Annotated in this window: 21 protein-coding genes; 10 read left to right on the top strand and 11 right to left on the bottom strand. The window is 70.4% G+C overall.

The window, feature by feature from the left end; genetic code table 11:
• Positions 1 to 41: 41 nt before the first annotated feature.
• From KDB89_RS00980 to KDB89_RS00960, 5 genes are all read right to left on the bottom strand, one after another.
• Positions 42 to 1,481, bottom strand: a complete 1,440-nt coding sequence (locus KDB89_RS00980; RefSeq protein WP_219082655.1) for an MFS transporter — start codon at positions 1,479 to 1,481, stop codon at positions 42 to 44.
• A gap of 176 nt (positions 1,482 to 1,657) precedes the next feature.
• Positions 1,658 to 3,172, bottom strand: a complete 1,515-nt coding sequence (locus KDB89_RS00975) for a C-glycoside deglycosidase beta subunit domain-containing protein (protein WP_219082654.1) — start codon at positions 3,170 to 3,172, stop codon at positions 1,658 to 1,660.
• A 38-nt stretch (positions 3,173 to 3,210) separates the two neighbouring features.
• On the bottom strand, positions 3,211 to 4,395 hold the full coding sequence (locus tag KDB89_RS00970; RefSeq protein ID WP_219082651.1) for an ROK family transcriptional regulator: 1,185 nt from the start codon (positions 4,393 to 4,395) through the stop codon (positions 3,211 to 3,213).
• 30 nt (positions 4,396 to 4,425) lie between these two features.
• Positions 4,426 to 5,814 (bottom strand): MFS transporter, encoded by a 1,389-nt coding sequence (locus tag KDB89_RS00965; RefSeq protein ID WP_219082648.1) that lies wholly within the window; start codon positions 5,812 to 5,814, stop codon positions 4,426 to 4,428.
• A 194-nt stretch (positions 5,815 to 6,008) separates the two neighbouring features.
• Complete coding sequence (locus KDB89_RS00960; protein ID WP_219082646.1) at positions 6,009 to 7,184, bottom strand: Gfo/Idh/MocA family protein; 1,176 nt, start codon at positions 7,182 to 7,184, stop codon at positions 6,009 to 6,011.
• Positions 7,185 to 7,326: 142 nt separating this feature from the next.
• Between KDB89_RS00960 and KDB89_RS00955 the strand changes: the two genes are divergently transcribed.
• The 6 genes from KDB89_RS00955 (at position 7,327) to KDB89_RS00930 (ending at position 13,842) form a co-directional block, all read left to right on the top strand.
• The gene (locus KDB89_RS00955) at positions 7,327 to 8,592 is read left to right on the top strand and encodes an ROK family protein (protein ID WP_219082643.1); all 1,266 of its coding nucleotides are present in this window, start codon (positions 7,327 to 7,329) and stop codon (positions 8,590 to 8,592) included.
• A gap of 133 nt (positions 8,593 to 8,725) precedes the next feature.
• Positions 8,726 to 9,727 carry a sugar phosphate isomerase/epimerase family protein gene (locus tag KDB89_RS00950; protein WP_219082641.1) on the top strand — a complete coding sequence of 334 codons (1,002 nt, stop codon included), beginning with the start codon at positions 8,726 to 8,728 and terminating at the stop codon, positions 9,725 to 9,727.
• Between the two features lie 11 nt (positions 9,728 to 9,738).
• Positions 9,739 to 10,737 (top strand): ROK family glucokinase, encoded by a 999-nt coding sequence (locus KDB89_RS00945; protein ID WP_219082639.1) that lies wholly within the window; start codon positions 9,739 to 9,741, stop codon positions 10,735 to 10,737.
• Positions 10,734 to 11,741, top strand: coding sequence for a sugar phosphate isomerase/epimerase family protein (locus KDB89_RS00940; protein WP_219082636.1), 1,008 nt, complete (start codon positions 10,734 to 10,736; stop codon positions 11,739 to 11,741). The genes KDB89_RS00945 and KDB89_RS00940 overlap by 4 nt, the downstream gene beginning before the upstream one ends.
• A gap of 1 nt (position 11,742) precedes the next feature.
• Positions 11,743 to 12,129, top strand: coding sequence for a C-glycoside deglycosidase beta subunit domain-containing protein (locus KDB89_RS00935; protein WP_219082635.1), 387 nt, complete (start codon positions 11,743 to 11,745; stop codon positions 12,127 to 12,129).
• A 15-nt stretch (positions 12,130 to 12,144) separates the two neighbouring features.
• Positions 12,145 to 13,842 (top strand): GMC oxidoreductase, encoded by a 1,698-nt coding sequence (locus KDB89_RS00930; protein WP_219082631.1) that lies wholly within the window; start codon positions 12,145 to 12,147, stop codon positions 13,840 to 13,842.
• 160 nt (positions 13,843 to 14,002) lie between these two features.
• Here the strand turns inward: KDB89_RS00930 and KDB89_RS00925 are convergent, their stop codons facing one another.
• Complete coding sequence (locus KDB89_RS00925) at positions 14,003 to 14,974, bottom strand: hypothetical protein (RefSeq protein ID WP_219082628.1); 972 nt, start codon at positions 14,972 to 14,974, stop codon at positions 14,003 to 14,005.
• Positions 14,975 to 15,301: 327 nt separating this feature from the next.
• On the opposite strand from KDB89_RS00925, the gene KDB89_RS00920 reads away from it, so the two are divergent.
• On the top strand, positions 15,302 to 15,646 hold the full coding sequence (locus tag KDB89_RS00920; protein WP_219082626.1) for an iron chaperone: 345 nt from the start codon (positions 15,302 to 15,304) through the stop codon (positions 15,644 to 15,646).
• Positions 15,647 to 15,809: 163 nt separating this feature from the next.
• Here KDB89_RS00920 and KDB89_RS00915 read toward each other — a convergent pair whose 3' ends face one another.
• Positions 15,810 to 16,478, bottom strand: a complete 669-nt coding sequence (locus KDB89_RS00915) for a PepSY domain-containing protein (RefSeq protein ID WP_219082623.1) — start codon at positions 16,476 to 16,478, stop codon at positions 15,810 to 15,812.
• Between the two features lie 123 nt (positions 16,479 to 16,601).
• Between KDB89_RS00915 and KDB89_RS00910 the strand changes: the two genes are divergently transcribed.
• Positions 16,602 to 17,786 (top strand): winged helix DNA-binding domain-containing protein, encoded by a 1,185-nt coding sequence (locus KDB89_RS00910; RefSeq protein ID WP_219082621.1) that lies wholly within the window; start codon positions 16,602 to 16,604, stop codon positions 17,784 to 17,786.
• Positions 17,787 to 17,793: 7 nt separating this feature from the next.
• Here KDB89_RS00910 and KDB89_RS00905 read toward each other — a convergent pair whose 3' ends face one another.
• From KDB89_RS00905 to KDB89_RS00895, 3 genes are all read right to left on the bottom strand, one after another.
• The gene (locus KDB89_RS00905) at positions 17,794 to 19,092 is read right to left on the bottom strand and encodes an MFS transporter (RefSeq protein ID WP_255556089.1); all 1,299 of its coding nucleotides are present in this window, start codon (positions 19,090 to 19,092) and stop codon (positions 17,794 to 17,796) included.
• A 255-nt stretch (positions 19,093 to 19,347) separates the two neighbouring features.
• Entirely contained in the window at positions 19,348 to 19,878 is a 531-nt protein-coding gene (locus KDB89_RS00900) for a YbaK/EbsC family protein (RefSeq protein ID WP_219082619.1), read from the bottom strand.
• Between the two features lie 318 nt (positions 19,879 to 20,196).
• Positions 20,197 to 21,567 (bottom strand): hypothetical protein, encoded by a 1,371-nt coding sequence (locus KDB89_RS00895; protein ID WP_219082617.1) that lies wholly within the window; start codon positions 21,565 to 21,567, stop codon positions 20,197 to 20,199.
• Between the two features lie 47 nt (positions 21,568 to 21,614).
• Between KDB89_RS00895 and KDB89_RS00890 the strand changes: the two genes are divergently transcribed.
• Both KDB89_RS00890 and KDB89_RS00885 read left to right on the top strand, forming a co-directional pair.
• Positions 21,615 to 22,883, top strand: a complete 1,269-nt coding sequence (locus tag KDB89_RS00890; RefSeq protein WP_219082615.1) for an SLC13 family permease — start codon at positions 21,615 to 21,617, stop codon at positions 22,881 to 22,883.
• Between the two features lies 1 nt (position 22,884).
• On the top strand, positions 22,885 to 23,364 hold the full coding sequence (locus KDB89_RS00885) for a universal stress protein (RefSeq protein WP_219082613.1): 480 nt from the start codon (positions 22,885 to 22,887) through the stop codon (positions 23,362 to 23,364).
• A 2-nt stretch (positions 23,365 to 23,366) separates the two neighbouring features.
• Here KDB89_RS00885 and KDB89_RS00880 read toward each other — a convergent pair whose 3' ends face one another.
• Entirely contained in the window at positions 23,367 to 24,488 is a 1,122-nt protein-coding gene (locus tag KDB89_RS00880) for a L,D-transpeptidase family protein (RefSeq protein ID WP_219082610.1), read from the bottom strand.
• Positions 24,489 to 24,772: the final 284 nt, after the last annotated feature.

Raw genomic sequence — 24,772 nt, 5'->3', positions numbered from 1 at the left:
GCGATCGCGCATCCGGGGCCCTCTGCTTTGCCGGGGTCGACTCAGGCCAGGTGGACGACCTGTTCCCGACGGGGCTCTCCCACACCCTGGGGAGCCGCCGGGCGGATGAGGAACCATCCGACCACCGCGGCCGCGGCGAAGATGCCGGCGCCGATCCCGAACGCGACGCGGTACCCCTGCACCAGCGCCTCCGGACCGCTGGCCCCCGAGGCCCCCATCGCGACGACATAGGCCGCGGTCACGACGGCCAGGCCGATGGATCCGCCGATCTGGTTGGTGGCCGTCACCGTCGCGGACGCGACGCCGGCGTCATGGTCGGCCACGCGGTACAGCGCCAGGTTGTTCAGCGGGACGACGGTGAACCCCATGCCGATGCCCATGAGCACGAGGCCGGGGAATACCTGCAGCCAATAGCCGCCGTCGGCGGTCACGAAGGACAGCAGCAGGAGCCCGACGGCGCTGATCAGCGGTCCGACGATCATCTGCCGACGGGGACCGATCCGGTCGATCATCCGCACGGCGAACGGCACCATGGCCATCAGCGAGGCCGTGTAGGGCAGCGTCGCGACGCCGGCGACGAAGGGTTGCAGCTCGAGGACGAGCTGCAGGTGGAAGGCCAGGTAGACCATCGTCGCGACACCGACGGCGCCGATGAGGAACTGCACCAGGAAGGCACCGGCGCGGATGCGGTCCGACACGATCCGCAGCGGCAGCAGCGGCTGGCGGGAGCGCCGCTCGATGGCGACGAACGCGGCGAGGAGCAGGATGCCGGCGACCACGCAGCCGACCGTGGCGGGCGCGGTGATCGAATGCTCCGCCAGCGTCAGGCCGTAGACGAGCAGGCCGAGACCCAGGGTCGCGGTGAGAGCGCCGGCGACGTCGTAGGTCGGGCGACCCTCGACGCGGCGCTCGGTGAGCAGCCACAGGCCGAGCACGACGCCGACCGCGACCAGCGGCACGTTGATGAGCAGGCACCAGCGCCACGACAGGAGCTCGGTCAGGACACCGCCGGCCAGCAGCCCGACGGCGGACCCGATGCCGCCGATGGACCCGAAGATCGCGAACGCCTTGTTGCGCTCCTTCCCGTCGGGAAAGCTGATGGTGACGAAGGCCAGCGCCGCGGGGGCCATCAGCGCGGCCGCGGCACCCTGGCCGGCCCGCGCGACGAGGAGCTCCGCGCCGCTGTGCGTCAGCCCGCCCCACAGGGAGGCGGCCCCGAACACCACGAGCCCGAGCAGGTAGGTGCGCTTGAGCCCCCAGTAGTCCGCGATGCGCCCGCCGAGCAGGAGCAGGGCTCCGAATGCGAGCGCGTAGGCGGTGACGACCCACTGGCGGCTGGAGTCGCTGAGCAGGAGCTCCGCCTGGGCCCTTGGCAGGGCGATGTTGATGATGGTGCCGTCGAGGATGATGAGCAGCTGGGTGAGGGAGACGGCGGCGAGCGTCCACCAGCGGTGGGCGGCTGGGTCGGTTCTGCGTGGCATGGGTGTGGCCTTCGCTGTTGTCTGGTGATGTCCCGGGGGTTTCCAGCCCTCGATCGGCGCCATGCCGGACCAGCGCCGGGTCGAACCCGGCCAGACGGGTGGTGATGCGCGACGGTGCATGCGCCCGCGCGCGTGGACGGAGGGGCCGGCTTCGGCCGACCCCTCCGACGGGTGGATCAGCCGACCAGCTGCGGCTCGCGGTTGGCGAGCCCGGTCAGGATCTTCTGCTCGAGGCGCAGGTGGCGCTCGAGCTGCTCGTGAGCGTCGTCGAGGTGGAACGCGTGGCCCTCGTACTCCGACAGCAGGACGCCCTCGAAGCCGGACTCGACGATCGCGGCGAGCAGCCTGTCGACGGGGATCTGCGGATCCTGCAGGTCCTCGGTCACGTGGTAGAACTTCGAGTGGAAGTACTGAGTGCGGTGCAGCAGGGTCTTGAACCCCTCGATGTCGGCGGGCCCGAAGGACAGGAACCCGAACATCTCGGAGATGGCCCACTTCTCGGCCTCCCCGCCACCCATGCCGGCGATCTTCGCCTGCATGCCGGCCTCGTCGAGCCCGTCGTGGCGGTGCGCGATGACGTAGTCGAGCAGCTCGGGGTCGGCGCCGTTGGCGATGTGGCGGTCGAGCGCGGGCTGCGCGGGACGCTCGATGAAGCAGCCGAAGTCCGGCACCAGGCCGAGGTAGGGGCTGTCGATCTCGTTCATGGTCTTGAGCATGGCCTGGACGCTGTCGTCGCTCGGCTTGTGGGGCGCGTGGACCTCGATGCCGATCCGCACGCCGTAGCGCTCGGCCATGGCGGCGGCCGCGGGCATCAGGTGCAGCGGGATGTCGCCGGCCCGCAGGAACGTGGCGCCGAGGTCGCGGGCGGTCATCAGGTCGGCCGTGATGTCGAGCATCAGGTCAGCGTCGGTGGCGTCGTGGCCGGTGATCTTGCCCTTGTCGAGGTAGCCGCCGTAGCTGTTGATCTCGACGCCGTAGCGCTCGGAGAGCTCGCGGACGGCGGCGATCTCGGCGGCGGTGGGGCGCGGATACTGCGAGAAGACCATCGAGCCGATCAGCTCGTACTTGCGCACGCCCAGCGAGTTGAGTTCGGCGAACATGTCGGCGAGGCCGTAGTCGGGGTCGTCGACGAGGCGCTGTTCGAAGCCGTACAGCGAGACGGCCTGCTCGATGGTGCCGATCGTCGCGCTGGAGACGCCGGCGCGGGCCGGGACGGTCCCGGTGGAGGCCTCGATGGCCGAGGGTCGCGCCGGGGCCGGGCCGTCGGTCAGCGTCAGGGTGCGGGTTACCGAGCTGTCGACCATGCCGTAGGCGCCGGGGCCGAACTGCATGTACACGTTGCGCACGTGCAGCACGAGCTCGACCTCGTGGTCCCCCGCGGCGAGGCCGCCGTTGAAGACCTTGAGGCGCAGGTCCCGCTTGAGGTCCCAGAACTCGGTGAAGGCCATGGCCAGCTGATCCGGCATGAACAGCTTCTCGTTGAACTCGAACAGCATCAGCTCGGGCGAGATCGGCGCACCGTCGACGATGACGTCGAGCTTCTCGATCGACGACAGTGGCATGCCGCGGTAGTAGTTGAGGCCGATGTCGAGCGTGAAGCCGACGGTCTGGTCGCCGAGGACGAGCCTGCGCAGGCAGTCGGGGCGCAGGACCTTGTCCTCGTGGGGCAGCTTCATGAACAGCGTTGGCATGGTGTTCTCCTGGTTTCGTGTGGTGGGTGGTGCGTGGTTCAGCTGGCCAGGCTGTGGTCGAGGATCGCCTCGAGCGCCCCTGGCGAGAGGGCGCCGTCGATGGCGAGTTGCGCGGCGCCGCGGACGCCGCCGAGGGACCCCGCCTGCGCGACGGTGATCTGGAGCCGGCGGCTGGCCAGCGGCAGCGTGCGGGCGAAGACCGACTCGCGGACGCCGGCGAGCACGGGCTCCCCTGCCGCGACGATCTCGCCGCCGAGGACTACGACGGCCGGGTTGAACAGGGCCGTGCAGGTGGCGAGCACGTCGCCGATCGCGCGGCCGGCGGTGCGCAGGGCACGCACGGCGCGCAGGTCGCCGCGTCGCACGGACTCGACGACGTCGCGCGGGGTCTGCACGTCGAGCCCCTCGGCCTGCAGCGCCTGGGTGATGGCGAGGCCGCCGGCCACGGTCTCGAGGCAGCCCCTGTTGCCGCAGCGGCAGGGGCGGCCGTCCGCGGCGGGTGAGTAGGCGTGACCGAGGTCGCCGGCCGCGCCGTCGGCCCCGTGGAGGAGCCGACCGCCCGAGATGATGCCCGCGCCGATACCGGTGCCGAGCTTCACGAAGAGCAGGTCGTCCACGCCCGGGTGGGCGGCCGCCCGCTCGCCGAGAGCCATCACGTTGGCGTCGTTGTCGACGAAGACGGGGCAGCCGAATCTCGCGGAGATCCGGCCCCTCGCGTCGTACCCGTCCCAGCCGGGCATGATGGGCGGGCTGGAGGGCAGCCCGCTGGCGTGATCGACGGGGCCGGGAAGCCCGACGCCCGCCGTCCGGACGGAGTCCGGCGCGATGCCCGCCTCCCCCACCAGCTCGCCGAGTCGGCTGACGACGAGCTCCATGATGGCGGCCGGCCCCTCCGCGATGCTCACGTCGTCGCTCGCATCGGCGAGGACGCGACCGGAGAAGTCCGTCACGGCGTAGGTGGCGTGGTTGGCGCCGAGGTCGACGGCGAGGGCGTGGTTGCCCTCGACGTCGAACTCGAACGCGGCAGAGGGGCGTCCACGGGTGGCAGCCGAGTGCTCGGCCTCGCGGATGAGCCCTGCGTCGAGGAGCAGGTCCAGCCTCTGGCTGACCGTGGTGCGCGCCTGGCCCGTCAGATCCGCAAGCTGGCTGCGGGTGCGCGGCCGCAGGTCACGCATGATGCTCAACACATGTCCGGCGCTGCCGGGAGCATGCTGGGTCTCCATCGTCGCTCCTCTCCCCTCTGCCTCCTCCTCTCAGGCCTCGTCGGCCGTCTGCTGAGCCGCCTGGCGCGCCCGGAGGCGGGCGGTGATCTCCGCGTACTTCTGCTCGGTGATCGGGTAGAGGGCGACGGGAATGATGGCGAGCAGGCTCGCGGCCGCCGGGAAGAGGTTGACCGTGACGTTGATGCCGAGCGCGGCGACCTCGGTCTGCTGCTGGTTGGCGACGTAGCCGAACGCTCCGAGCAGCAGCGCACCCATGGCCCCGCCGACCGCGGAGGCGATCTTGGTGCCCATGGAGGTGGCGGCGTAGGCGGTGCCGTCGCTGCGGACGCCGGTCTTGTCCTGGGCGTAGTCGATGGCGTCGGGCACCATCGACATCAGGACCGGGACGGCGAAGTTGCCGAGGCCGTACAGGGCGGTGAGCAGGATGACGAGCGTCAGGTTCGACGGGTCGACGAAGAACAGCAGGATGGTCGGGATCGCCGTGATGGTGAGCGACAGGATGACCGTCTTCTTCTTGCCGAGCGTCTTCGACAGGCGGGCGAAGCACGCGATGCCGATCGCGCCCATGATCGAGGGCAGCATCATCAGCGGGGCGATGAGGTCGTAGCGGCCCATCAGGTAGATGTAGTAGTAGATGACCACGGCCAGGCGGCCGAACAGGTTGGTCAGGCTGAGGAACAGCGCGACGGTCACCAGCATCAGCGGCTTGTTGCCGAGGACGACCTTCAGGGTCTCCTTCAGGGGCACGCGCGTCTCGGAGATCTCAGGCTGGATGATCTCCTTGGACTTGGCGAAGACCAGCCAGAACATCGGCACGGCGATGCACGCGAGGATCGCGGCGGTGATCGTGAAGCCCGCGGTGGTGGTGGTCTCGCCGTCGCCGACGCCGGAGAAGTGCAGGACAAGGGGCATCGTCAGGGCGCTGAGCGCGACGGACCCGAGGTTGGTGCCGATCATGCGGAACGACATCAGCGACACGCGCTCGTCGCCGTCGCGGGTCATGACGGAGGCCAGGGCGCCGTAGGGCAGGTTGACGGCCGAGTACATGAAGCCCATGAACAGGTAGGTGGCGCCGGCCCAGAGGAACTTGGTGACGTCTCCGCCGGGGACGGTCATGAAGGTCAGGACGACGCTCACCGCGAGGATCGGGGAGGCGTAGAGCAGCCAGGGCCGGAAGCGCCCGTACTTGGTGGGGTGGCGCTCGGCGTAGGCGCCCAGCAGCGGGTCGAACAGTGCGTCGGCGACGCGGGCGACCAGCATCAGGATGCCGACGGACCCCGCGGCGAGGCCGACGTTGTCGGTGTAGAAGAGGACGAGGTAGGACGAGGCGAGGCTCCACATCAGCTGGCTGGCGAAGTCGCCGAGGCCATAGGTCAGCTTGGTCCCGAAGGACAGCTTGCCTTCGGTCGAGGGAGCCACAGCACCATTGTGCTGCTCGGTGGTCGTATGGGTCATGTCGAATGTCTTCTCTCAATGGAACACAACACTGTGTTGCCGGCCAGCGGCCGACAGGGACGGGAGCCTGTCCCGGCCCTGGCGCCGCCCCGCGAGGGTGCGGGGCGGCACCGGTTGAGTGGCCCTGCCGGGCCGACGGATGACCGTCTGAGCTGGGCTCAGGCGGGCTGGTAGTTCTGGGCGGCGATCGCGGCCGCCTCGCCGTCGAGGTCCTCATCCAGGCCAGCGGGCTGGTTGAAGTAGACGGGTCGCCCGGTCTTGGCGGAGGTGTAGATCGCGTCGAGGATCTCGGAGACGACGCATGCCTGCTCGGCGGTCACGAGCGGCTCGGTGCCGTTGGTGATCGCGTCCAGCCACTGGCCGGCCTCCAGGCCGCCCATGTAGCTGAAGCCGGACTGGGACTCGCCGCCGAGGCCGAAGTAGGCCGCGCCCTGCTCGGGCTGCGTGTTGACGAGCATGCCGCCCTGCACCGAGTTGAGCGTGACGAGCTGGTCCGAGCCCTTCTGCACAACGTCGATCCCGCCGTCGGTGCCGAACAGCTCGACGCAGGACTCACGCGACTCGGGCACGTTCAGCGCCCAGGAGGCGCGAACCTGCAGCGAGGCGCCGTTGGTGAAGCGGACGAAGCCGAAGGCGGAGTCCTCGACGGTGTAGGTCTCGGGGTTCCACGGGCCGGCCGCGTTGCCCTCGGGCTTGTCGCCCAGCTTGTAGTTGACGACGCCGGTGACGGACTCGACCTCGTAGTTGCCCATGTACCAGAGCGCCAGGTCGATCGCGTGGCCGCCGAGGTCGATCAGCGGGCCGCCGCCCTGCTTCTCCTTGTCGGTGAAGACGCCCCAGATCGGGACTCCGCGACGGCGGACGGCGTGCGCCGCGCCGGCGTAGATCTCGCCGAGGCGACCCTCGTCGATGAGCTTGCGGATGTACTGCGACTCGTTGCGGAAGCGGTACTGGTAGCCGACGGACAGGGTCTTGCCCGACTTCTCCGCCGCGGCGACCATGCGTCGCGCCTCCTCGCCGGTGATCGCCATCGGCTTCTCGCACAGGACGTGCTTGCCGGCCTCGAGCGCGGCGACGGTGATCTCGCAGTGGGTGTTGTTCCAGGTGCACACGTGGACGATGTCGATCGACTCGTCGGCGAGCAGCTGGTGGTAGTCGGTGGTGACGTAGGAGTCGGCCGAGCCGTACTTGGCCTGCGCGTCCTTCGCGCGGTCCTCGTCGATGTCGCAGAAGCCGACGATCTCGGCCTTGTCGGGGTGCTGCGCGAGCCCGACGAGGTGCTTCTGGGTTCCGATGAAGCCCAGGCCCACGATGCCGATGCGGTGTTTCGTCATTGAAGTCCTCCAGGGGTGATGTTATGACCACGTCTGTCGTAACAAGACAGACCTTATGCATGTTCCGTGCATAAGTCAACCCCTAGAATGGAACCCGGTTGCGGAAGGTCTGGCAGCAACCATCCGAAGGAGGCTGAAGAGCGTGGTCGCGCCGTCACATCAGGACCCCTGGGCCCAGGTATCAGAGGTTGTCCGCCTCATTCACAGCGGTGAGGCACGCACCCGCCCGGAGCTGGCAGAGAACACGCGGCTCGGGCGCAACATCATCACGCAGCGCATCCAGTCCGCCCTCGACCTCGGGCTCATCCGGCCGTCGGGGGAGCAGCGGAGCCGCGGCGGCCGCGGCGCCGAGGTGTATGAGTTCTCCGGCGACCAGGGGCGCATCCTGGCCGCCACGATCGGCACCGCCGAGCTGCGCGTCGCGCTGACCGACCTCGACCTGCAGATCATCGAGTCCCGGAGGATCGAGTGGGATCTGATGGTCAGCCCGCAGGCGACCTGCGAGCGTGTGGCCACCGAGATGGAGGACCTGCTGCGCGCCCACCCGGAGCACGCGGCCTGGGGCGTCGGCATCGGGGTCCCGACCCCGGTCCAGCCCGTGACCGGCCGGACGATCGGCCCCCTCATCGCCGGGCCGCACGCCCTGGAGTGGGCGACGAAGCTCGACATCCGCACGTGGTTCACCCAGCGGATGAACTCGCCGGTGTGGACCGAGTCCATCTCCAACCTGGCTACGCTCGGAGCCGCCTCCGCGCCCGACTCCCCGAGCGACCTCCTCTACGTCAGGATGGGGCGAGGGGTCAGCGCCGGCGTCATCTCCGGGGGCCGCCTGCACCGCGGAGCGGACGCCCTGGCCGGCGAGATCACCCACCTCACCGTCGACCCCACCTCGACCCAGATCTGCCTCTGCGGCCGGATCGGTTGCCTCGACACGTTCGCCTCCCAGTGGGCGATCGAGGCCGCGGCGGGCCGCCTCCTGATGAGCGGCGACGGCGGGGCCCTCGAGTCGAGGGCGGTCACCGTCACGGACGTGGTGGCGGCCGCAGAGGCCGGCGACCCCGGCTGCGTCGACCTCATTCTGAGGGCGGCCGACGCGACGGGCCGCGCGCTCGCATCGGCCGTCACCTGGTTCAACCCCCGGCGGGTGGTCGTCGGCGGCAACGCGCTGGCGATGAGCCACCTGTTCACGGGGGCGCTGACCCGGACGCTGAACGCGCAGGCGCCGGCCGGCGCACTCCAGAACCTGGATCTCACACAGGGATCCGCGGAGCGCACAGAGGAACTGCGCGGCGCAGCCGCGCTCGTCACCGAGACACTGCTCTCACCCTCCTACCTCATGGAGTGGGGCCCGGGAGGCTTCCCGATCGACGTGACGAAGATCCTCGACCGCTACCCGCTACTTGTGTAGGGACTTCCTTGCGAACCTCCTGTACTTATGCATATAGTGTGCATAAGTACAGGAGAGCGAGTGCTCTCCGCGGGCAGAGCGGCCACACCGGTGTGCCCCCTGTCGTACCAGAGGGATTCTGGAGAGATTCACCATGTCGCGATTGGTCACTCTGTTCACCGGCCAGTGGGCCGACCTGCCCTTCGAGGAGGTGTGTCGGCGTGCGTCGGAGTGGGGCTTCGACGGCCTGGAGGTCGCCTGCTCGGGCGACCACCTGGACGTCTGGGCGGCCGCCGAGGACGACGACTACCTGGCATCGAAGAAGGAGACGCTGGCCCGCCACGGGCTCGAGGTGTACGCCATCAGCAACCACCTCACCGGCCAGGCCGTGTGCGACGACCCGATCGACGCCCGGCACCAGGGCATCCTGTCGGCCCGCACGTGGGGCGACGGCGATCCCGAGGGGGTGCGGCAGCGGGCCGCCGAGGAGCTGAAGGTCACCGCGGTCGCCGCGCGCCGGCTGGGCGCGAAGGTCGTGACCGGGTTCACCGGATCGAAGATCTGGAAGTACGTCGCGATGTTCCCGCCGGCCAGCGAGGACATGATTGCCGACGGGTACGCCGACTTCGCCCGTCGCTTCAACCCGATCATGGACGTGTACGAGGACAACGGCGTGCGGTTCGCGCTCGAGGTGCACCCCTCCGAGATCGCCTACGACTACTGGACCACCAAGGCGACGCTGGACGCGATCGGGCACCGCGAGGTGTTCGGCCTGAACTTCGACCCCAGCCACATGAACTGGCAGCAGCTCGACGCCGCCGGTTTCCTCGTCGACTTCGCCGACCGGATCTACCACGTGCACTGCAAGGACTCGAAGCGTCGCTTCAACGGCCGCAACGCGCCGCTCGGCTCGCACCTGCCCTGGGGCGACCCCCGTCGCGGCTGGGACTTCGTCTCCGCCGGCCGCGGCGACTGTGACTGGGAGGCCCTGTTCCGCACCATCAACGCGATCGGCTACGACGGCCCCGTCTCCGTCGAATGGGAGGACGCCGGGATGGAGCGCTTCGTCGGCGCCCCCCAGGCGCTGCAATTCGTGCGCGACAACTGGCTCGTCCCCCCGACCGCGGCGTTCGACTCCGCCTTCTCCAACCGCTGAGGAGCACCACCATGGACACGAACACGGCAGAACTCACCGTCGGCGTCGACATCGGCGGCACCAAGATCGCGGCCGGAGTCGTCGACGCACACGGCCAGATCCTGGCTCACGCCTACCGCGCCACCGACCCCCACGATCCCCGGCAGATCGAAGGCGCGGTCGCCGAGACCGTCGACGAACTGCGCTCGCAGTACCCGCAGGTCGACGCGGTCGGCGTCGCGGCGGCCGGCTTCGTCGGCTCCGACCGCACCACGATGCTGTTCGCCCCCAACATCGCCTGGCGCAACCACCCGCTCGGTTCGATCCTGACCGACCGCATCGGGCTGCCCGTCGTCATCGAGAACGACGCCAACGCGGCCGCCTGGGCCGAGTACCGGTTCGGGCAGGGACGAGGGGCCGACAGCATGGTCATGCTCACGCTCGGCACCGGCCTCGGCGGCGCCATCATCAGCAACGGCCAGCTGATCCGCGGATCCTTCGGGGCAGCCGCGGAGCTCGGCCACATGACGATCGTCCCCGACGGCCACTTCTGCGGCTGCGGCCAGGAGGGCTGCTGGGAGGCGTACGCGTCGGGCACCGCGCTGGCGAAGCTCGCCCGCTCGGTCGCCGTCGCCGACCCCGACGGCGCGCAGGCCATCCTCGCGGCCGCCGGCGGCGACCAGATCGTCGGCGCGCACGTCACCGCGGCCGCCCGCCAGGGCGACCCGCTCGCCACCGGCCTGCTGACCCGCTTCGGGCACTACCTCGGCGTCGGCATCGCGACCCTCACCGCGGTGGTCGACCCGGCGGTGGTCGTCGTCGGCGGCGGCATCGCGGCCGTGGCAGGGGACCTCATCCTGCCGTCGGCCCGCAAGTCGTTCCTCGACAACCTGTCGGGGCGCGGGTTCCGGGGAGAGCCCCGGATCGTGACGGCCGACCTCGGCAACGACGCCGGCATCATCGGCGCGGCGGACTCGGCGCGCATCCCCGCCCGCGCCGCAGAGCGCGTCCTCGAGGGGGCCGCGCGATGAGCGGCATCAGGACGTCCGTCAGCCTGTACAGCCTGCAGGACTCCTACGCGCGCGGCCGCGTCGACCTGGCCACGGCGCTCGCCTTCGTCGCCGACACCGGCGCGACGGGCGTCGAGCTGATCAGCGACCAGATGATCGTCGGCACGCCGTACCCGACCGACGAGACCGTCGCCGCCTGGCGCACGGCGCTGGACGCGTCCGGTCTGGCCCCGGTCTGCAACGACATCTTCATCAACTCCACGCTGTACGCCAACCGCGTCCTGCGGCCACGCGAACAGCTCGAACTGCTCAAGCGCGACCTCGACGTCAGCGCCCGGCTCGGCTTCGACCTGGTGCGCCTCGTCTCCGACACGTCCGCCGAGGTCACGCTCGCGGCGCTGCCGTACGCGGAGGGACTCGGCGTGACGATGGCCCTGGAGGTGCACGCGGGGATGAGCTTCGACAGCCCCGGCACCGCCGGCTGGATCGCCATGATGCGCGCGGCCCAGTCGGAGCGGCTCGGGCTCGTCGTCGACACGGGCATCTTCTGCCACCGGCACCCGCGCGTGAGCACGCAGTACTTCCTCGGCCTCGGGCTGACCCCGGCCGTCGCCACGAGGATCGACGAGCTGTTCGCCGAGCACGGCGACACCATGCGGCTGTTCAGCCGGGACGGGCAGATGGTCTTCCCCGACGACCTGACCGCGCTCTTCCGCCGACCCGTCGACGGCGAGTACGCCTTCTTCTCGACCGGCTACGAGAACACCCCGCTCACGGTGCTCGACGAGTACGCGCCCTACATCCGGCACGTGCACGGCAAGTTCTTCGAGATGGCGGGTGGCAAGGAGTACTCGATCGACTACCGCGCCGTCGTCGAGGCGCTCCACGGAATCGGCTACACCGGCTACATCTCCAGCGAGTACGAGGGAAACCGGTTCGTCCCCGTCGACGGTGCCGTCGACGACCAGGGCCAGGTCCGGGCCCATCAACGCCTGCTCAGCCAGCTCGTCGCGGAAGTGGAGTGACATGTTCGACAACTACGTATTCACCGAGGGCTCCGCGCGCAACATCGTGACGGAGACGGGAGAGTCGGCGTTCCAGGCCGAGACGCTGATCACGTACTACCGCGGGATCCCGCTGTCGATGGTCCACGACCTCCAACTCGTCGTCGACGGCGTCGAGGCCCCGCGCGACGAACTCGCCATCTCCCCCGGTGGCGACGAGTGGTTCACGCTCGACGAGGCCACCACCGTCACCAGCTACCGCTGGGAGTACGGGACCCCGCTCGCCGTCCGGTGGCTCGGCACCCATCTCTCCCCCGGCGACCACGAGGTGACCATGCGGCTGCGCATCCGCGTCGCCTACATCCCCATTCCGTTCGGTGGCGAACGCACCCGGACCGTCACCATCTGAGCAAGGAGGCTTGGCATGTTGAACCCCGACCACACCTACGACGTCATCGTCATCGGCTCCGGCCCCGCGGGCAGCACCGCCGTCAAGGAGCTGACCGAGCGCGGCCTCGACGTCCTCCTTCTCGAGGCCGGGCGCGAGCTGCGCGAGGAGGACTTCGAGCCCCTGAAGAAGAAGCCCGCCGCCATGGGCATGGACCTCGTCCCGCGGGCAAAGGCCATGGTCCGCGGCCAGTTCCGCCAGGCGTGCCGGCCCTACTTCAGCGAGTCGTCGAACCGTTTCCTCGTCAACGACGTGGAGGACCCGTACACGACCCCGCTCGCCCACCCGTACCTGTGGGTGCGGAGCAAGCTGCTCGGCGGCCGCATGAACAGCTACGGCAAGGTGCTGCAGCGCATGTCGGACGTCGACTTCAAGGCCGCCTCCCAGGACGGCTACGGCGACGACTGGCCGATCAGCTACGACGACCTCGAGCCCTGGTACGACCGCGTCGAGGAGTTCCTCGGCGTCTACGGCGACCGCGACGGCCTCACGCACCCGCCCGACGGCCACTACGCCGGGCCCGGCTTCCTCACCGGCCTCGAGAAGGACTTCAAGTCCACGGTCGAGGCCCGCTGGCCCGAGCGCAAGGTCATCTCGTGGCGCGTGCAGGCGCCGTTCCTCGACCGGGTGCCGCCGGGCATCGCCGCCGCGCTGGCGACGGGGCGGCTGACCATCCGCACCGACGCCGAGGTGACCCGCATCACCACGAGCGAGGTGACGGGGCTGGCCACGGGGGCCGTCTTCCGCGACCGCAACACCCGGCGCGAGCACCGCGCCAGCGCGGACGCGGTGATGGTGTGCGCGTCGACGATCGAGTCGATCCGGCTGCTGCTCAACTCCGGCTCGGCGCGCCATCCCGGCGGGCTGGGCAACTCGTCGGGCGTGCTGGGCCACTACTTCATGGACCAGACGATCAGCGTCGGCTTCTTCGACTCGCCGCAGCACGCGGGCGCCTGGGACGCGCCCGACAACATGCCGGCCGATCCCTTCTACGGCACGCCCGGCGGGGTGCTGATCCCCCGCTACGAGAACCTCGACGGCCGTTCGGAGGCCGGGTTCCGGCGGGGCATCTCGTTCCAGGGCCTCGGCGGCCGCTTCCCGGTGCCCGCCGGGTCGCCCGCCCCCTTCGGGCTCGGCGGGTCCGGCGAGATGCTCGCCCGCTACGACAACGTCGTCTCCCTCAGCGGTCGACTCAAGGACCGCTGGGGCATGCCCGTCCCGCACATCGACGTCACCATGGGCGACAACGACCGCATCCTGCTCAAGCGCACGATGACCGCGCTGAAGGAGATGGCCGACGAGTGCGGCTACCGCGTCAACTTCATCGGCTCTGCCGCGGGGCTCGAGACCGAGAAGGTCTGGCCGGACTTCAACCCGCTGCAGCGGCTCATCTTCCGGCAGGGCATCAAGCTGTCCATCGTGCTGGGCGCCGCGATCCACGAGTGCGGCGGCGCCCGCATGGGCAGCGACCCGCGCACGTCGGTGATGAACGGCGTCAACCAGCTGTGGGACGTACCGAACGTGTTCGTGCCGGACGCGTCGTCGTTCGTCAGCAGCAGCACCGTCGGGCCGGCGCTGACGATCATGGCGCTGGCCGCCAGGACCAGCGCGTTCGTCGCAGACCGGCTCGCCGACGGGGATCTCCGCGACACGGCGGCAGACGCTACCGTCTGAGCCCGCTAGTAGTCAGAGCGTCCGCGGTACACCCTGTCCAGTAGAAACTGTCAGCCACCTGTGACAAGGTGAGCCTGTGGTTGGGGGACCACAACCCCTCGGATGAGGGTCGGGGGGCCTCGCCTGCCGGACTACCGCGGGCGGGGCCCTTCCGTGCCGGTCAGGGGAGGACGATCGACGGCTGCCCGGCGCGAGCGTCGACGGCGCGGCCCACGGCCTGCAGCAGGAGGTCGTCGGGGAGCGCCTCCGCCCACGACCCCGCCCCCTCGGCCCTGGAGCGTGCCGACGCGCGGAGGTCGGCGGCGTAGCCGGGGTCGATGAGCAGCGGGTAACGCGAGCCCGGGGTCTCGGAGAAGAGGTCGGCCAGCAGGCTGCTGCCACAGCTCGTCGCCACCTCGGCCGCGGCGAGGCGCGGCTTCTCGTCGGGGCCGTGCGCGTCGCCGTGCAGGAGCGCGGCGTAGGTCGCGATCGCGGCCACGTGGTGCGTGAAGTCCAGCGCGTCGAGCAGGTCGCTGCCCTGCCGCATCTCGGCGGCCTCCTCGTGGTAGTTCGCCGTGACCTGGACGGCGTAGCTGTCGACGTCGGGGCGACCGGAGCTCTCCAGCGCTGCGACGTAGCCGAGGAACTCCGCGTCGAGCCCGCCGTAGGTGAGGTAGGCCTTGTGGACGACGTCGATCTCCTTCGACATCGCCATCGACTCCGCGACCGAGGCCCACGCGTCGTCGCTCTGCGCGACGGTGAGCGTCAGGACGGCCGCGTCGAGGGTCTGCGCGAACGCGGTGCGCAGCTTGCCGACCAGCTCGGGGCTCTGGCTGCCGGCGAGCGCGGCGAACTCGAGGCAGGACTGCCGGAACAGCACGGCGCAGGCCTGGGAGCCGGGGTCGTCGAACCCGTCGCCGTCGACGATCGCGGCGAGGCCCCGCTGCGCGGAGGCGGGGTCCCCCTCGCGGAGGTCGTCGGCCAGCTGGGCCGCGACGACCCCGAACTGCGCCCCGAAGCCCGCGCCGAGCCCCTGCGGGAACAGCACCTTGGTGCGCCGCGCCGAGAACCTCATGGCGTCGAGCCCGAGCCCGACGATCTGCGCCGCGACGGCGGGGTCGTCGACAGTGCGGGCGAGCGCGAAGTAGATCATGGCCCGAGCCTATCCACCGCCGTGACACACAGACACCCGGGCGCTCCCCTCGTGCCCCGACGAGCCCCTGGTCGGCAGCACCGCACGAGTGCGCTCGCGTCGTGTGGCGCCCGGGTTGCCCGCCACCCGAGGAGCTGTCCGGGCCCTCGTGCGACCCTTGGCTGACGTCCCGGAGAAGCTGCCCCATCGTTCGGGGGTTGAGAGACTGCAGGCGCTTCCGGCGTCGCGTACCGCGCCCGGCGAGAAGACGTCTACAGGCGGTTGGGAAGTCAGCCTCTCCCGGGCCCCACTCACGAGGTGACCGAGGACGCGTGCCACGATGCCGCCATGGGATCCATCGACGAATACCTCGCGACCCTCGATCCGGCCGACGCGAAGGTCATCGGGCGCTGCTACGACGTGGCGCGCGTCGTCGTGCCGGACGCCACCCAGGGACAGGGCTACGGCATGCCGGCCCTGACGCACCGCGGCAAGCCGCTGCTGTCGGTGATGCGGGCCAAGACGCACTTCGGGCTGTACCCGTTCAGCGCGCGCGTGGTCTCGTCGCTGGAGGACCAGCTCGCTGGGATCGACCACTCGAAGGGGACGATCCGCTTCCAGGCCGACGCGCCTCTGACGGAGGAGCTGCTCACGTCGCTGGTCGCGGCCCGTGCCGCCGAGATCGAGGCCTGACCCCGACCGCCGGGCCCCCGTCTCCCGGCGCCCTGCACCGTCGCCTGGGCTGCGATGAGCACGACACACTTGTCGTCGCGGTGTGACCGTTCAGATCAGGGTTTTCGGCCGACGAGCAGGAGGATGTGCTCATCGCGCCCTCGCGCCGGTCGACGACGACCGGTCAGTCGAGGTTCGCCTTGCCGGACTTCGTCTGCACCGTGACGTCCTCGGAGTCGTCGCCCTTCGCCACCTCGACGGTGTAGACCTGCACGTCGTCGTCCCACTCCAGCGTCCACTCGGTGACGGTGCCGCTGCGGACCTTCAGCGCCGCGGCGATCGCGTCCTCCGGCGACATCTCGGCGATGTCGACGGCCTTCTCGCGGTCCTCGTCGTCCTCGGTGTCCTTCTCGTTGGCGATGATGTCGCCCGTGGCGGCGTCGACGACGACGGTAGTGTCGGTGGACCCCGACTGGAAGCCGACCTTGTATGTCCAGGCCCGGTAGTAGTCGGAGTACTCGAGTTCGACCTGGTGCATGGTTCCCTCGGCAGCACCCGACGCCCGCTTGACGGCGTCTGCGACGGTGACGGGCACGTCCCACGAGGCGAGGTCGGTGGTCTTGGACGGCGCGACGGTGTCGGGACTGACGGTCGCGGCCGCGGTGCTGGTCGACTCGGCCGCCGACGCTTCGGCGGTGGCGTCGTCACCCGGCTGAGGGCTGGACGTCGCGGCCGAGGTGGCGACCGCGGTCGCCGTGACGGCCGGTTCCGCAGCCGGGTCCTGGTAGGTGCAGGCGGAGAGCGCCAGGACGGCGGTCAGGGCAAGCGCGGCGGGCTTCCAGGAGACACTCATGGCGGGTTCCTCTCATCGGGTGTGTCTCAACGCTAGACGGCAGGGATGAGAGCACTTCTCATAATTCGCGGCGGCCGCCGGCAAATCCCAGGAACTGTCGGAGGGTCTGCCTACTGTTCACCCATGGAGCCCGTACGACACGTCAGCGACGACGAGCGTCGCCACCGCCTTGGCATCCGCCACGCGCTCGCGCACCTGCATCGGGTCCGCACCGTGCGTGAGGCGGCTGACTCCGTCGTCGCGCTGCACGCGACCGACCCCGATGGTCTGAACATCTCTGCCTGGACACGGATGCTCGACCCTCTGCCGGACGACATGGAGCTCGCTCTCGCCCGGACGACGCTGATCCGCCAGCAGTCGATGCGGCGCACCGTGTTCGCCATGGACCCCGAACTGCTGCCGACGGTCCTGGGATCGGTCGGGCCGCGCATGGCGACCGCCGCGCGCAAGGAACTCACGAAGGGCGTTGTCCAGGCTGGATTCGATCAGGCGGAGGCGTGGATCGAGACGGCCTTGGCCAGCCTGGTCGACGCAGTCTCGGTCGGGGCGCTGACCGCGAGCGACATCCGTCGCGGAGTGCCGGAGACCGTCGGCAGCTACCGGCAGGGCATCGGGAGGTCGTGGGAGTCCACGGTGCACCTGACGCCCAAGGTCATCCGGCTGGCCGAGCTGGAGGGCCTCGTCGTGCGGCTCACGGTTCCATGCGGTCCGTCCGAGGGACGACTGTGCTGGCTGAGCGCGGACCTGTTCCGGCCAGATCGGCCGCGGCCGGACGCCCGTCAGGCCTGGGCCGACCTCGCCCGCCGCTGGCTCCGCGTCTTCGGGCCGGGCACCGTCGAGGACTTCGCGTGGTGGTCGGGCGGCACGAAGGCGGCCGTCCGGCAGGGCTTCAAGGACGTCGGCGCCGTGCCCGTCACGCTCGACGCTCCCACCCCGCCGGACCCGCAGCCGACGGGTTGGCTGCTGCCCGACGACGTCGACCCGGTCGGCACGCCCGGCTGGTGGGTGTCGCTGCTGCCCGTCCTCGACCCGACGGTCATGGGCTGGAAGGAGCGTGGGTTCCTGCTCGGCGGCCATGCGCCGCTGCTGTTCGACTCCATCGGCAATGCGGGCACCGCCGCGGTCGTCAACGGCCGTGTCGTGGGCGTCTGGGTGCAGGACGAGCGGCGCCGCGTCCGCGTGCGCTACCTCGAGAGCGTGGACGCGTGGGCTCAGCGGGCACTGCGCAAGGAGGCGGAGCGCCTCACCGCCCACCTCGGCGGAACCAGGGCGTTCCCCGTCTACCCGTCGCCGGCGATGCAGGGCTGACGGGCTGTCAGTCCGCGGTGCGGGAGGCGGTCGTCGCGATGGCGTAGCAGCGGAAGGCGGGGAACAGCGCCGCGATCGCCACGACGCCGACGACCACCAGGAGGCCGCCGACACCCGTCGCGAGGCCGGGTCCGACCACGTCGCCCGCCCAGCCGTGCAGCACGTCGGCCAGGCGGGGGCCGCCTGCGACCACCACGATGAAGACGCCCTGCAGACGGCCACGGACGGAGTCGTCGGTGGCGCTCAGCAGGATGGACTGCCGGAACGCCGCCGAGGCCATGTCGGCGGCGCCGCCGACGGCAAGCATGGCCAGCGCCACGCCGAGCATGAGCTGCACGTGCCACGAGGCGAGGCCGACGGCCAGGCCCATCACCGTCATCGAGAGGCCCCAGACGCCGACCGCCCACAGCACCGCGGTGCCCTGCCGGTTGACCCGTGACACCCAGCCGCCGAACGCCCCGCCCAGCACCGCGCCGACGGGCATCGCCGCGTAGAGGAGGGCGAACTCGACGCCGCCCTCGGTCGGTCCGCCGAAGGAGACGTGGGCGATCTCCGGGAAGAGAGCGCGCGGCATGCCGAAGATCATGGCGACGAGGTCGACGACGAAGCTCAGCATCAGGATCTTGTGCGCGCTGAGGTAGACCAGGCCGTCGATGACCGACCGCAGTCCCGGCGCCTTCCCGACCTGTCCGGCGACCGGCATCGACGGCAGCCGCCACACCGCGTACAGGGTCGCGAAGAGGGTGACGGTGTCGATCAGGTACAGCCACGAGTACCCGATGACCGGGATCAGCGCCCCGCCGACGAGCGGGCCGGCGATCGCGCCGGCGGACATGACGGTCATGTTGAGCGCGTTCGCCGCGGGCAGCTCATCGTCGGGGAGGAGCTTCGGGAGGATCGCGACGCGCGTCGGCTGGTTGACGGCGAAGAACGCCTGCTGGAGCGCGAACACACCGAGCAGCAGCCAGACGTTGTTCACCCCGGCAGCCGACTGCAGCCAGAAGAGCGCTGACGTGACGATCAGGCCCGTCGTCGTGATCTCGAGAAGGCGTCGTCGGTCGAAGTGGTCGGCCAGCGCGCCGCCCCACAGGCCGAACACGATCAGCGGCACGAGACCGAAGATGCCCGTCAGCCCCACCATTGCGGAGCTCCCGGTGATGGCGTAGATCTGCGCGGGGACCGCCACGACGGTCAGCTGCGCCCCGATCACCGTGACGATGTTGGCGACCCACAGCCGCCTGAAGTCACCGTTGCGCAGCGGCCGGGTGTCGGCGAACATCGCCCTGATCTTGTCGCGGACTCCCACGCCCACCTCCTCACGAACGGGCAGTCACGTTACTCCGGCCGACCTCCCCCACGACGCACTGCTCACGCGGTGCCCTGTTCGGTTCGTTGAGCATGTCGAAGCGTCTTGAGCCTGTCGAAGGCACCCCTGCCGCGCACAACTGTGGCCCTAGCCCCAGCACTCGGCCTATTTCCGGGTGCTTCGGCTCTGGCCACAGTTGTGCACGACGGCGGCGGCAGGGTAGGCCCGGGCAATCCAGAAGCGCGCTCGTTGCGGTCAGCGAAGGGCGAGAGGGAGCACCCTGGCGTTGGGGAGTGCGGCGAGGGCGGCACCGTCGAGGAGGATCTTGGAGCCCCGCACCCCGCCGCCGATGACGACCGGGCCGGCGGCGATGACTGCCTCGTCGACCAGGATCGGCCAGTCGGCGGGCAGTCCGACGGGGGTGATGCCGCCCTGCGTCATGCCGGTGAACTGCTCTGCCGTCGGCTGATCCGCGAAGGACATCTTCCGCATCCCGAGCTCCTTGCGGACGGTCTTGTTGACGTCGGCCCGATCGGTCGCCAGCACCATGACCGCGGCGTGGACGCTCTCCTCGCCGCGACGGCCGAACACGACGACACAGTTCGCGGACGCCTCCTCCGCCACGTCGTAGGCCGCACAGAACGCCGCGGTGTCGGCCAGCGTCGCGTCGATCTCCGCGACCCTGGCACCTGGCACCAGCGGGGCGGCGGCCGCGACGGGCGGCGCCACAAGTTCCGGATGCTCCTCCAGCGGGAGCCAGGTCAGGTTTCCTTCGGCAGTCGGCATGCGGGTCACGTTACCCAGCGCTGACCTGTCCGCCGGACGGTGCCCACGGAGGCCCGTCGTGCTGTTGTCGGTACCCGGCTCCCCGTGCACAACTGTGGCCTGACCCCCAGCACGCGCACATACGGCGAGTGCTCCGGCTCTAGCCACTTTTCTGCGCCGAAGTCGGAACGGCGAGGTGGGGAGGAACCACGGGCCAGGTGGGGAGGAAACACGGGGCAGGTGGGGAGGGAACACGGGGCAGGTGGGGAGGGAACACGGGGCAGGTGGGGCACGAGCGAAGGATGGTGAGCCCGGGGGAGGCTGCTCAGGGGAGGCGGGTCAGGGGGTGAGGGCCGGACCGACGGTGGCAGGGTCGGGTGCCTTGTCGGTGCCCGTCGCCACGCGGGGTCGCTGCGGCCAACGCCCGAACAGCTGGTTGCGCAGGTCACGGCCGAGGGACGCGCTGCCCATCGCCGCGGCCAGGCCGACGACGCACAGCGCGACGCCCACATTCCTCACGAACACTGAACTGGGAAGAACCGAGGCGAAACTCTCACCGGAACCGCTGTAGACCGACGCGAAATCCTCCAGGCTCCCGCTGCCGAGCGAGACGCCCGTCCAGCCCAGCACGATCGCGACCGCGCCGAGCGCCATCGCCGCCAGAGCCAGCGAGGGGACGGCCGGTCCCGAGTACTTCACGAGGACCTCCACCGGCGGGCGCGGCGCATCCGGATCTGCGACGGCGGCACGGAGGTCGCGCCGCTCGTGCAGGTCGCTGACGCCGTCGATGATCGAGCCGACCACCACCAGCAGTAGCCCGACGACCATCAGGACGGCGAAGACGACGGTGCCGGCGTCCACGAACCCCTCGACCTCCGGCGACAGCTCGGCGCGCTCGCCGGCCTGGCCTCCCGGCCAGCGCTGCGCGTCGGGGTGCGTGATGAACAGCAGCACCGACATGAGCAGCAGGGCCGCCGCGACGCCCACCGACCCGACGGTGATCGCGATCCCTGCCGCCCGACCCGACCGGGTCCGGGCCGGCCGCGTCAGGTTCGACGTGTGCTGCGCGCGCGTCCAGGCAGCCTGCTCGTGCCGCGGCCACCAGTGGTCGGAGATCTCGCTGCGGCGGCGATCGTGCGCAGCCCTGATACCCAGCCTGATCCAGGCCGTCAGCGCGATCAGAACCGCGCCTCCCCCGACGGTCACGCCGAGGATGATCAGCATCGACGGCGCGTCGTCCGGCTCGGAGATCAGCATCCAGAGCGCAACCGGCGCGGCGATCGCGAAGAAGGCGATGTGGAAGAAGCACCACATCATCAGCCAGCCGCCCGGGCGCGACACGATCGCCCCCACCTGGCCCGGGGACGGGACCTGCGTCACGGGCGCGCCGCCTCGGGCGGCGCGGGCGACGGCACGCGACACCGCAACCGCGCCGGCCACCTGCGCGACCGACGCCACCAGCGTGAGCGCCCAGACGAGCACCAGAACCGGGATCATCGAAGCGCGGGTGAACTGGTCGAGAACCCTCGCGACCTCGTACGGCAGCACGCCCTCCTCCCCCAGCAGGCCCACGGCCACCACCAGGAGGAAGACGCCGCCGAGCCCGATGAGGAAGGCCACCAGGGTCCGGGCGACCGCCCAGCTCAGGTCGCCGACGAACCCGACGGGATACTCGTACCAGCGGAAGGGCTCCTGCGACGCGTCAGACATGCGCCACACCGTAGCCATCCGACGGTCCGCGCGGGTACCGTGTCGCCGTGAGTGACGGGCTGGCGGAACCCATCGCCATCGTGCTGCTGGTGGCGGTGCTGGCGTTCGCCATCATCCGGCCGCGCGGCCTTCCCGAGGCGGTCGCCGCCGCCCCCGCCGGCCTGCTCGTCGCCGCGACGGGGCTGATCACCTGGAGTGAGGCCTGGGTGCAGGTCACGACGATGGCGCCGACCGTCGCGTTCCTCGCCGGGGTGCTGATGCTCTCGAAGCTGTGCGAGGCCGAGGGCATGTTCGCGGCCGCCGGCGCGTTCATGGCCCGCCGCGCGAACGGTCGCCCCGTCACGCTCCTCGGGCTGGTCTTCGCCGTATCGGCGCTTGTCACGGCGGCGTTGAGCCTCGACGCGACCGTGGTGCTGCTCACCCCCGTCGTGTTCGCCACCGCCGCCCGCTCGGGGGTGAGACCCAAGCCGCACGTCTACGCGACGGCGCACCTGTCCAACTCCGCCTCCCTGCTTCTGCCCGTCTCCAACCTGACGAACCTGCTGGCGCTCGGCGCCGCCGGGATCAGCTTCCTGCAGTTCGGCGCGCTGATGGCGGGCCCGTGGCTGGTCGCCATCGCCGTCGAGTACGTCGTGTTCCGCCGCTACTTCGCCTCGGAGCTGAGCGTGCGCGCGACCCCCGACGACGACGTCGAGGACGTCCCGACCCCGGTGTTCGCGCTCGTAGTGCTCGCCTGCACGCTGGTCGGTTTCGCTGTCAGCTCACCGCTGGGCATCGAGCCGTTCTGGGCTGCGTTGGCCGGCGTCGTCGTGCTGGCCGGCAAGCGCCTCGCGACGCGCGCCGTCGCACCGGGAAGGCTGGCCGCCACGCTGGTGGAGGCCGCGAACCCCTGGTTCCTCGTGTTCGTCCTCGGGCTGGCGATGGTGGTCAAGGCCGTCGTCGACCACGGCCTGGCCGACTGGCTGCGCACCTTCCTGCCCACCGGCGGCGACCTGCTCAGCCTGCTGCTCATCGCGGTCGTCGCCGCGGTGCTGGCCAACGTCGTCAACAACCTGCCCGCCGTCCTGGTGCTGCTTCCGCTGGTCTCCGACGGCGGCGCGCTGCCGGTGCTGGCGGTCCTGATCGGCGTCAACGTGGGGCCGAACCTGACCTTCGTGGGGTCGCTCGCGACCCTGCTGTGGCGGCGCATCGTCGCCGACCACGACCACGAGACCGAGCTGGGCGAGTTCACCCGGCTGGGCCTCCTGACCGTGCCCGCGAGCCTCGTGCTGTGCACGATGGCCCTGTGGGGTGGAGCTCAACTGATGGGAGTGTGACATGCGGGTCCTGGTGTGGATCGCGCCGGCGACGTGGCCGGCGGCGGTCGAGGCCGCGAAGCTGCGGCCCGAGGACGACGACCTGACCCTGGCGGCCGTCGACGACGCCGGTCAGGTGCCCCGCCCGATAGGCGGGCTGATGGGTCGCGGGTCCCCGCCCCGGGACGAGGCCTCGGCGGCCCTGACCGCCGACCAGGCCGCCCGCCTGGTGGAGAAGGCCGCCGCCGCGCTCGGCCGCGACTGCGCGACGGCCGTGCTCACAGGCGAGACCGAGCGGGCCGTGACCCGCGCCTGCGACGACGCGGACCTGCTGATCCTGGCCCGCGACGGCGACCGATCACGGCTCGGGCCGCCCAGCCTCGGGCGCGCGGCGCGGTTCATCCTGGATCACGCGCCGTGCACCGTCGAGCTCATCTGGCCGGAGAACCCGCCGTCACTGTCGACTATCCCGCCGAAGCCGAGGCACGAACCCCGGCACTGAGATCACGCCTTGATGGAGATCAGGTCGCCGGAGTCGACGGCGTGGACGATGTCGACCATGAAGCTCTTCGACACCGACACGCAGCCGGCGGTCGCGCCGTCGCCGTTGACGTGCAGGAAGATCCCCGCGCCCTTCTTGCGGACCTTCTCGAGGTTGAAGTCGATGACGATGGCGTAGCGGTACTCGGTCTTGTAGTCGATGAGGTGCTCGGCGTCGGAGGTGTCGAAGCCGCTCGTGCCGGAGCGGTACTCGTTGTAGTACACCGAATCGTTGTCCTGGACCCAGTAGTCGTTGCCGTCGACCTTCCGCCACGACACGCCCTTGGTCCTCGGCACCGAGCCGACCGAGAAGCCCTGCGTCATCGTGTAGGTGCCGGCCGGTGTCGTGAAGGTGTCCTGCTTCCGCTTGGCGTCCGCGACGATGCCCCTGGCGCCGACACGCCCCTTCTCCGAGCCCATCTTCGTGAAGGAGCACTTCACACCCGATGCCCGGTCCCACAGCGTGACAATGGCGTACGAGCCGCTCGTGCCGTTGACCGTGACGAGGTGGCCCGCCTCGGAGTCGACCGCCAGCTTCACGCCCCCGAGCGTCACCGTGCAGCTTCCCCACGTGCCCGACGAACCCGTCTGAGCCAGGTGGCCGTTGCGGATCCAGTTGCCCGCCGACGTCTGCCGGTAGCCGCCCACGACGGTGTGGGTCATCCGCACGACAGTGCCCTTGTCGAGGACCTTCACCACCGATCCGCCGACGGCGGCGTAGGCGTGCACCCCGTCGACCGTGGTGCGCATGTAGAGGTGCGTGGACACGTACAGGTCGCTGTTCCTGACCCAGTGCCCGCTTGTGAGCTTGCGGTAGCCGCTGCTGACGGTCTTCGTCGCCGACACCTTCGCCCCGCGCACCAGTGTCTTGATGACCTTCGTGCGCGCGGCGTTGTAGACCTTGACCCCGCTCCGCTCGGCGCGCAGGTACACCGTGGGCGACGAGTCGTCCGCGGGCAGCCCGAGGGATCCTCCGCCCAGCGGTGGCGCCGCGCTCGCGGCGGGCATCAAGGAGGCGAAGAGCGCGAGCGAGAGCAGCGCTGCGGCCAGGAGTCGTCCTGCGTTCGGCCGAACTCGGGGGTACATCGTCGGTCCTTCCCTGTGACGGTGTCGGTGCCTTCCGGCCCGCCACTCGGGGGATGCTAGTGCCCGGAGGGTCGTCGGCCATTGACCCCGTAGTCAGGGCTCTTCGACAAGGCCTGCGCGACCCTTCGACAGGCTCAGGGCCCTTCGACAAGCTCAGGGAACCGGGTCGCCGAGCACTTCGACAAGCTCAGCACAGGCCCTGTCGAGGTGCCTCGAGCGAAGCGAGAGGACGATGACTCGGGCTTCGACCCTTCGACAGGCTCAGGGCCCTTCGACAAGCTCAG

Source organism: Tessaracoccus palaemonis, assembly GCF_019316905.1.
Classification (GTDB): domain Bacteria; phylum Actinomycetota; class Actinomycetes; order Propionibacteriales; family Propionibacteriaceae; genus Arachnia; species Arachnia palaemonis.
This window is presented reverse-complemented; position numbering and strand designations above follow the sequence as displayed.

Coding starts and splice junctions, on each gene's coding strand:
- KDB89_RS00980 (WP_219082655.1), bottom strand. CDS start 1,481: ATGCCACGCAGAACCGACCCAGCCGCCCACCGCTGGTGGACGCTCGCC.
- KDB89_RS00975 (WP_219082654.1), bottom strand. CDS start 3,172: ATGCCAACGCTGTTCATGAAGCTGCCCCACGAGGACAAGGTCCTGCGC.
- KDB89_RS00970 (WP_219082651.1), bottom strand. CDS start 4,395: ATGGAGACCCAGCATGCTCCCGGCAGCGCCGGACATGTGTTGAGCATC.
- KDB89_RS00960 (WP_219082646.1), bottom strand. CDS start 7,184: ATGACGAAACACCGCATCGGCATCGTGGGCCTGGGCTTCATCGGAACC.
- KDB89_RS00950 (WP_219082641.1), top strand. CDS start 8,726: ATGTCGCGATTGGTCACTCTGTTCACCGGCCAGTGGGCCGACCTGCCC.
- KDB89_RS00945 (WP_219082639.1), top strand. CDS start 9,739: ATGGACACGAACACGGCAGAACTCACCGTCGGCGTCGACATCGGCGGC.
- KDB89_RS00940 (WP_219082636.1), top strand. CDS start 10,734: ATGAGCGGCATCAGGACGTCCGTCAGCCTGTACAGCCTGCAGGACTCC.
- KDB89_RS00935 (WP_219082635.1), top strand. CDS start 11,743: ATGTTCGACAACTACGTATTCACCGAGGGCTCCGCGCGCAACATCGTG.
- KDB89_RS00930 (WP_219082631.1), top strand. CDS start 12,145: ATGTTGAACCCCGACCACACCTACGACGTCATCGTCATCGGCTCCGGC.
- KDB89_RS00925 (WP_219082628.1), bottom strand. CDS start 14,974: ATGATCTACTTCGCGCTCGCCCGCACTGTCGACGACCCCGCCGTCGCG.
- KDB89_RS00920 (WP_219082626.1), top strand. CDS start 15,302: ATGGGATCCATCGACGAATACCTCGCGACCCTCGATCCGGCCGACGCG.
- KDB89_RS00915 (WP_219082623.1), bottom strand. CDS start 16,478: ATGAGTGTCTCCTGGAAGCCCGCCGCGCTTGCCCTGACCGCCGTCCTG.
- KDB89_RS00910 (WP_219082621.1), top strand. CDS start 16,602: ATGGAGCCCGTACGACACGTCAGCGACGACGAGCGTCGCCACCGCCTT.
- KDB89_RS00900 (WP_219082619.1), bottom strand. CDS start 19,878: ATGCCGACTGCCGAAGGAAACCTGACCTGGCTCCCGCTGGAGGAGCAT.
- KDB89_RS00895 (WP_219082617.1), bottom strand. CDS start 21,567: ATGTCTGACGCGTCGCAGGAGCCCTTCCGCTGGTACGAGTATCCCGTC.
- KDB89_RS00885 (WP_219082613.1), top strand. CDS start 22,885: ATGCGGGTCCTGGTGTGGATCGCGCCGGCGACGTGGCCGGCGGCGGTC.
- KDB89_RS00880 (WP_219082610.1), bottom strand. CDS start 24,488: ATGTACCCCCGAGTTCGGCCGAACGCAGGACGACTCCTGGCCGCAGCG.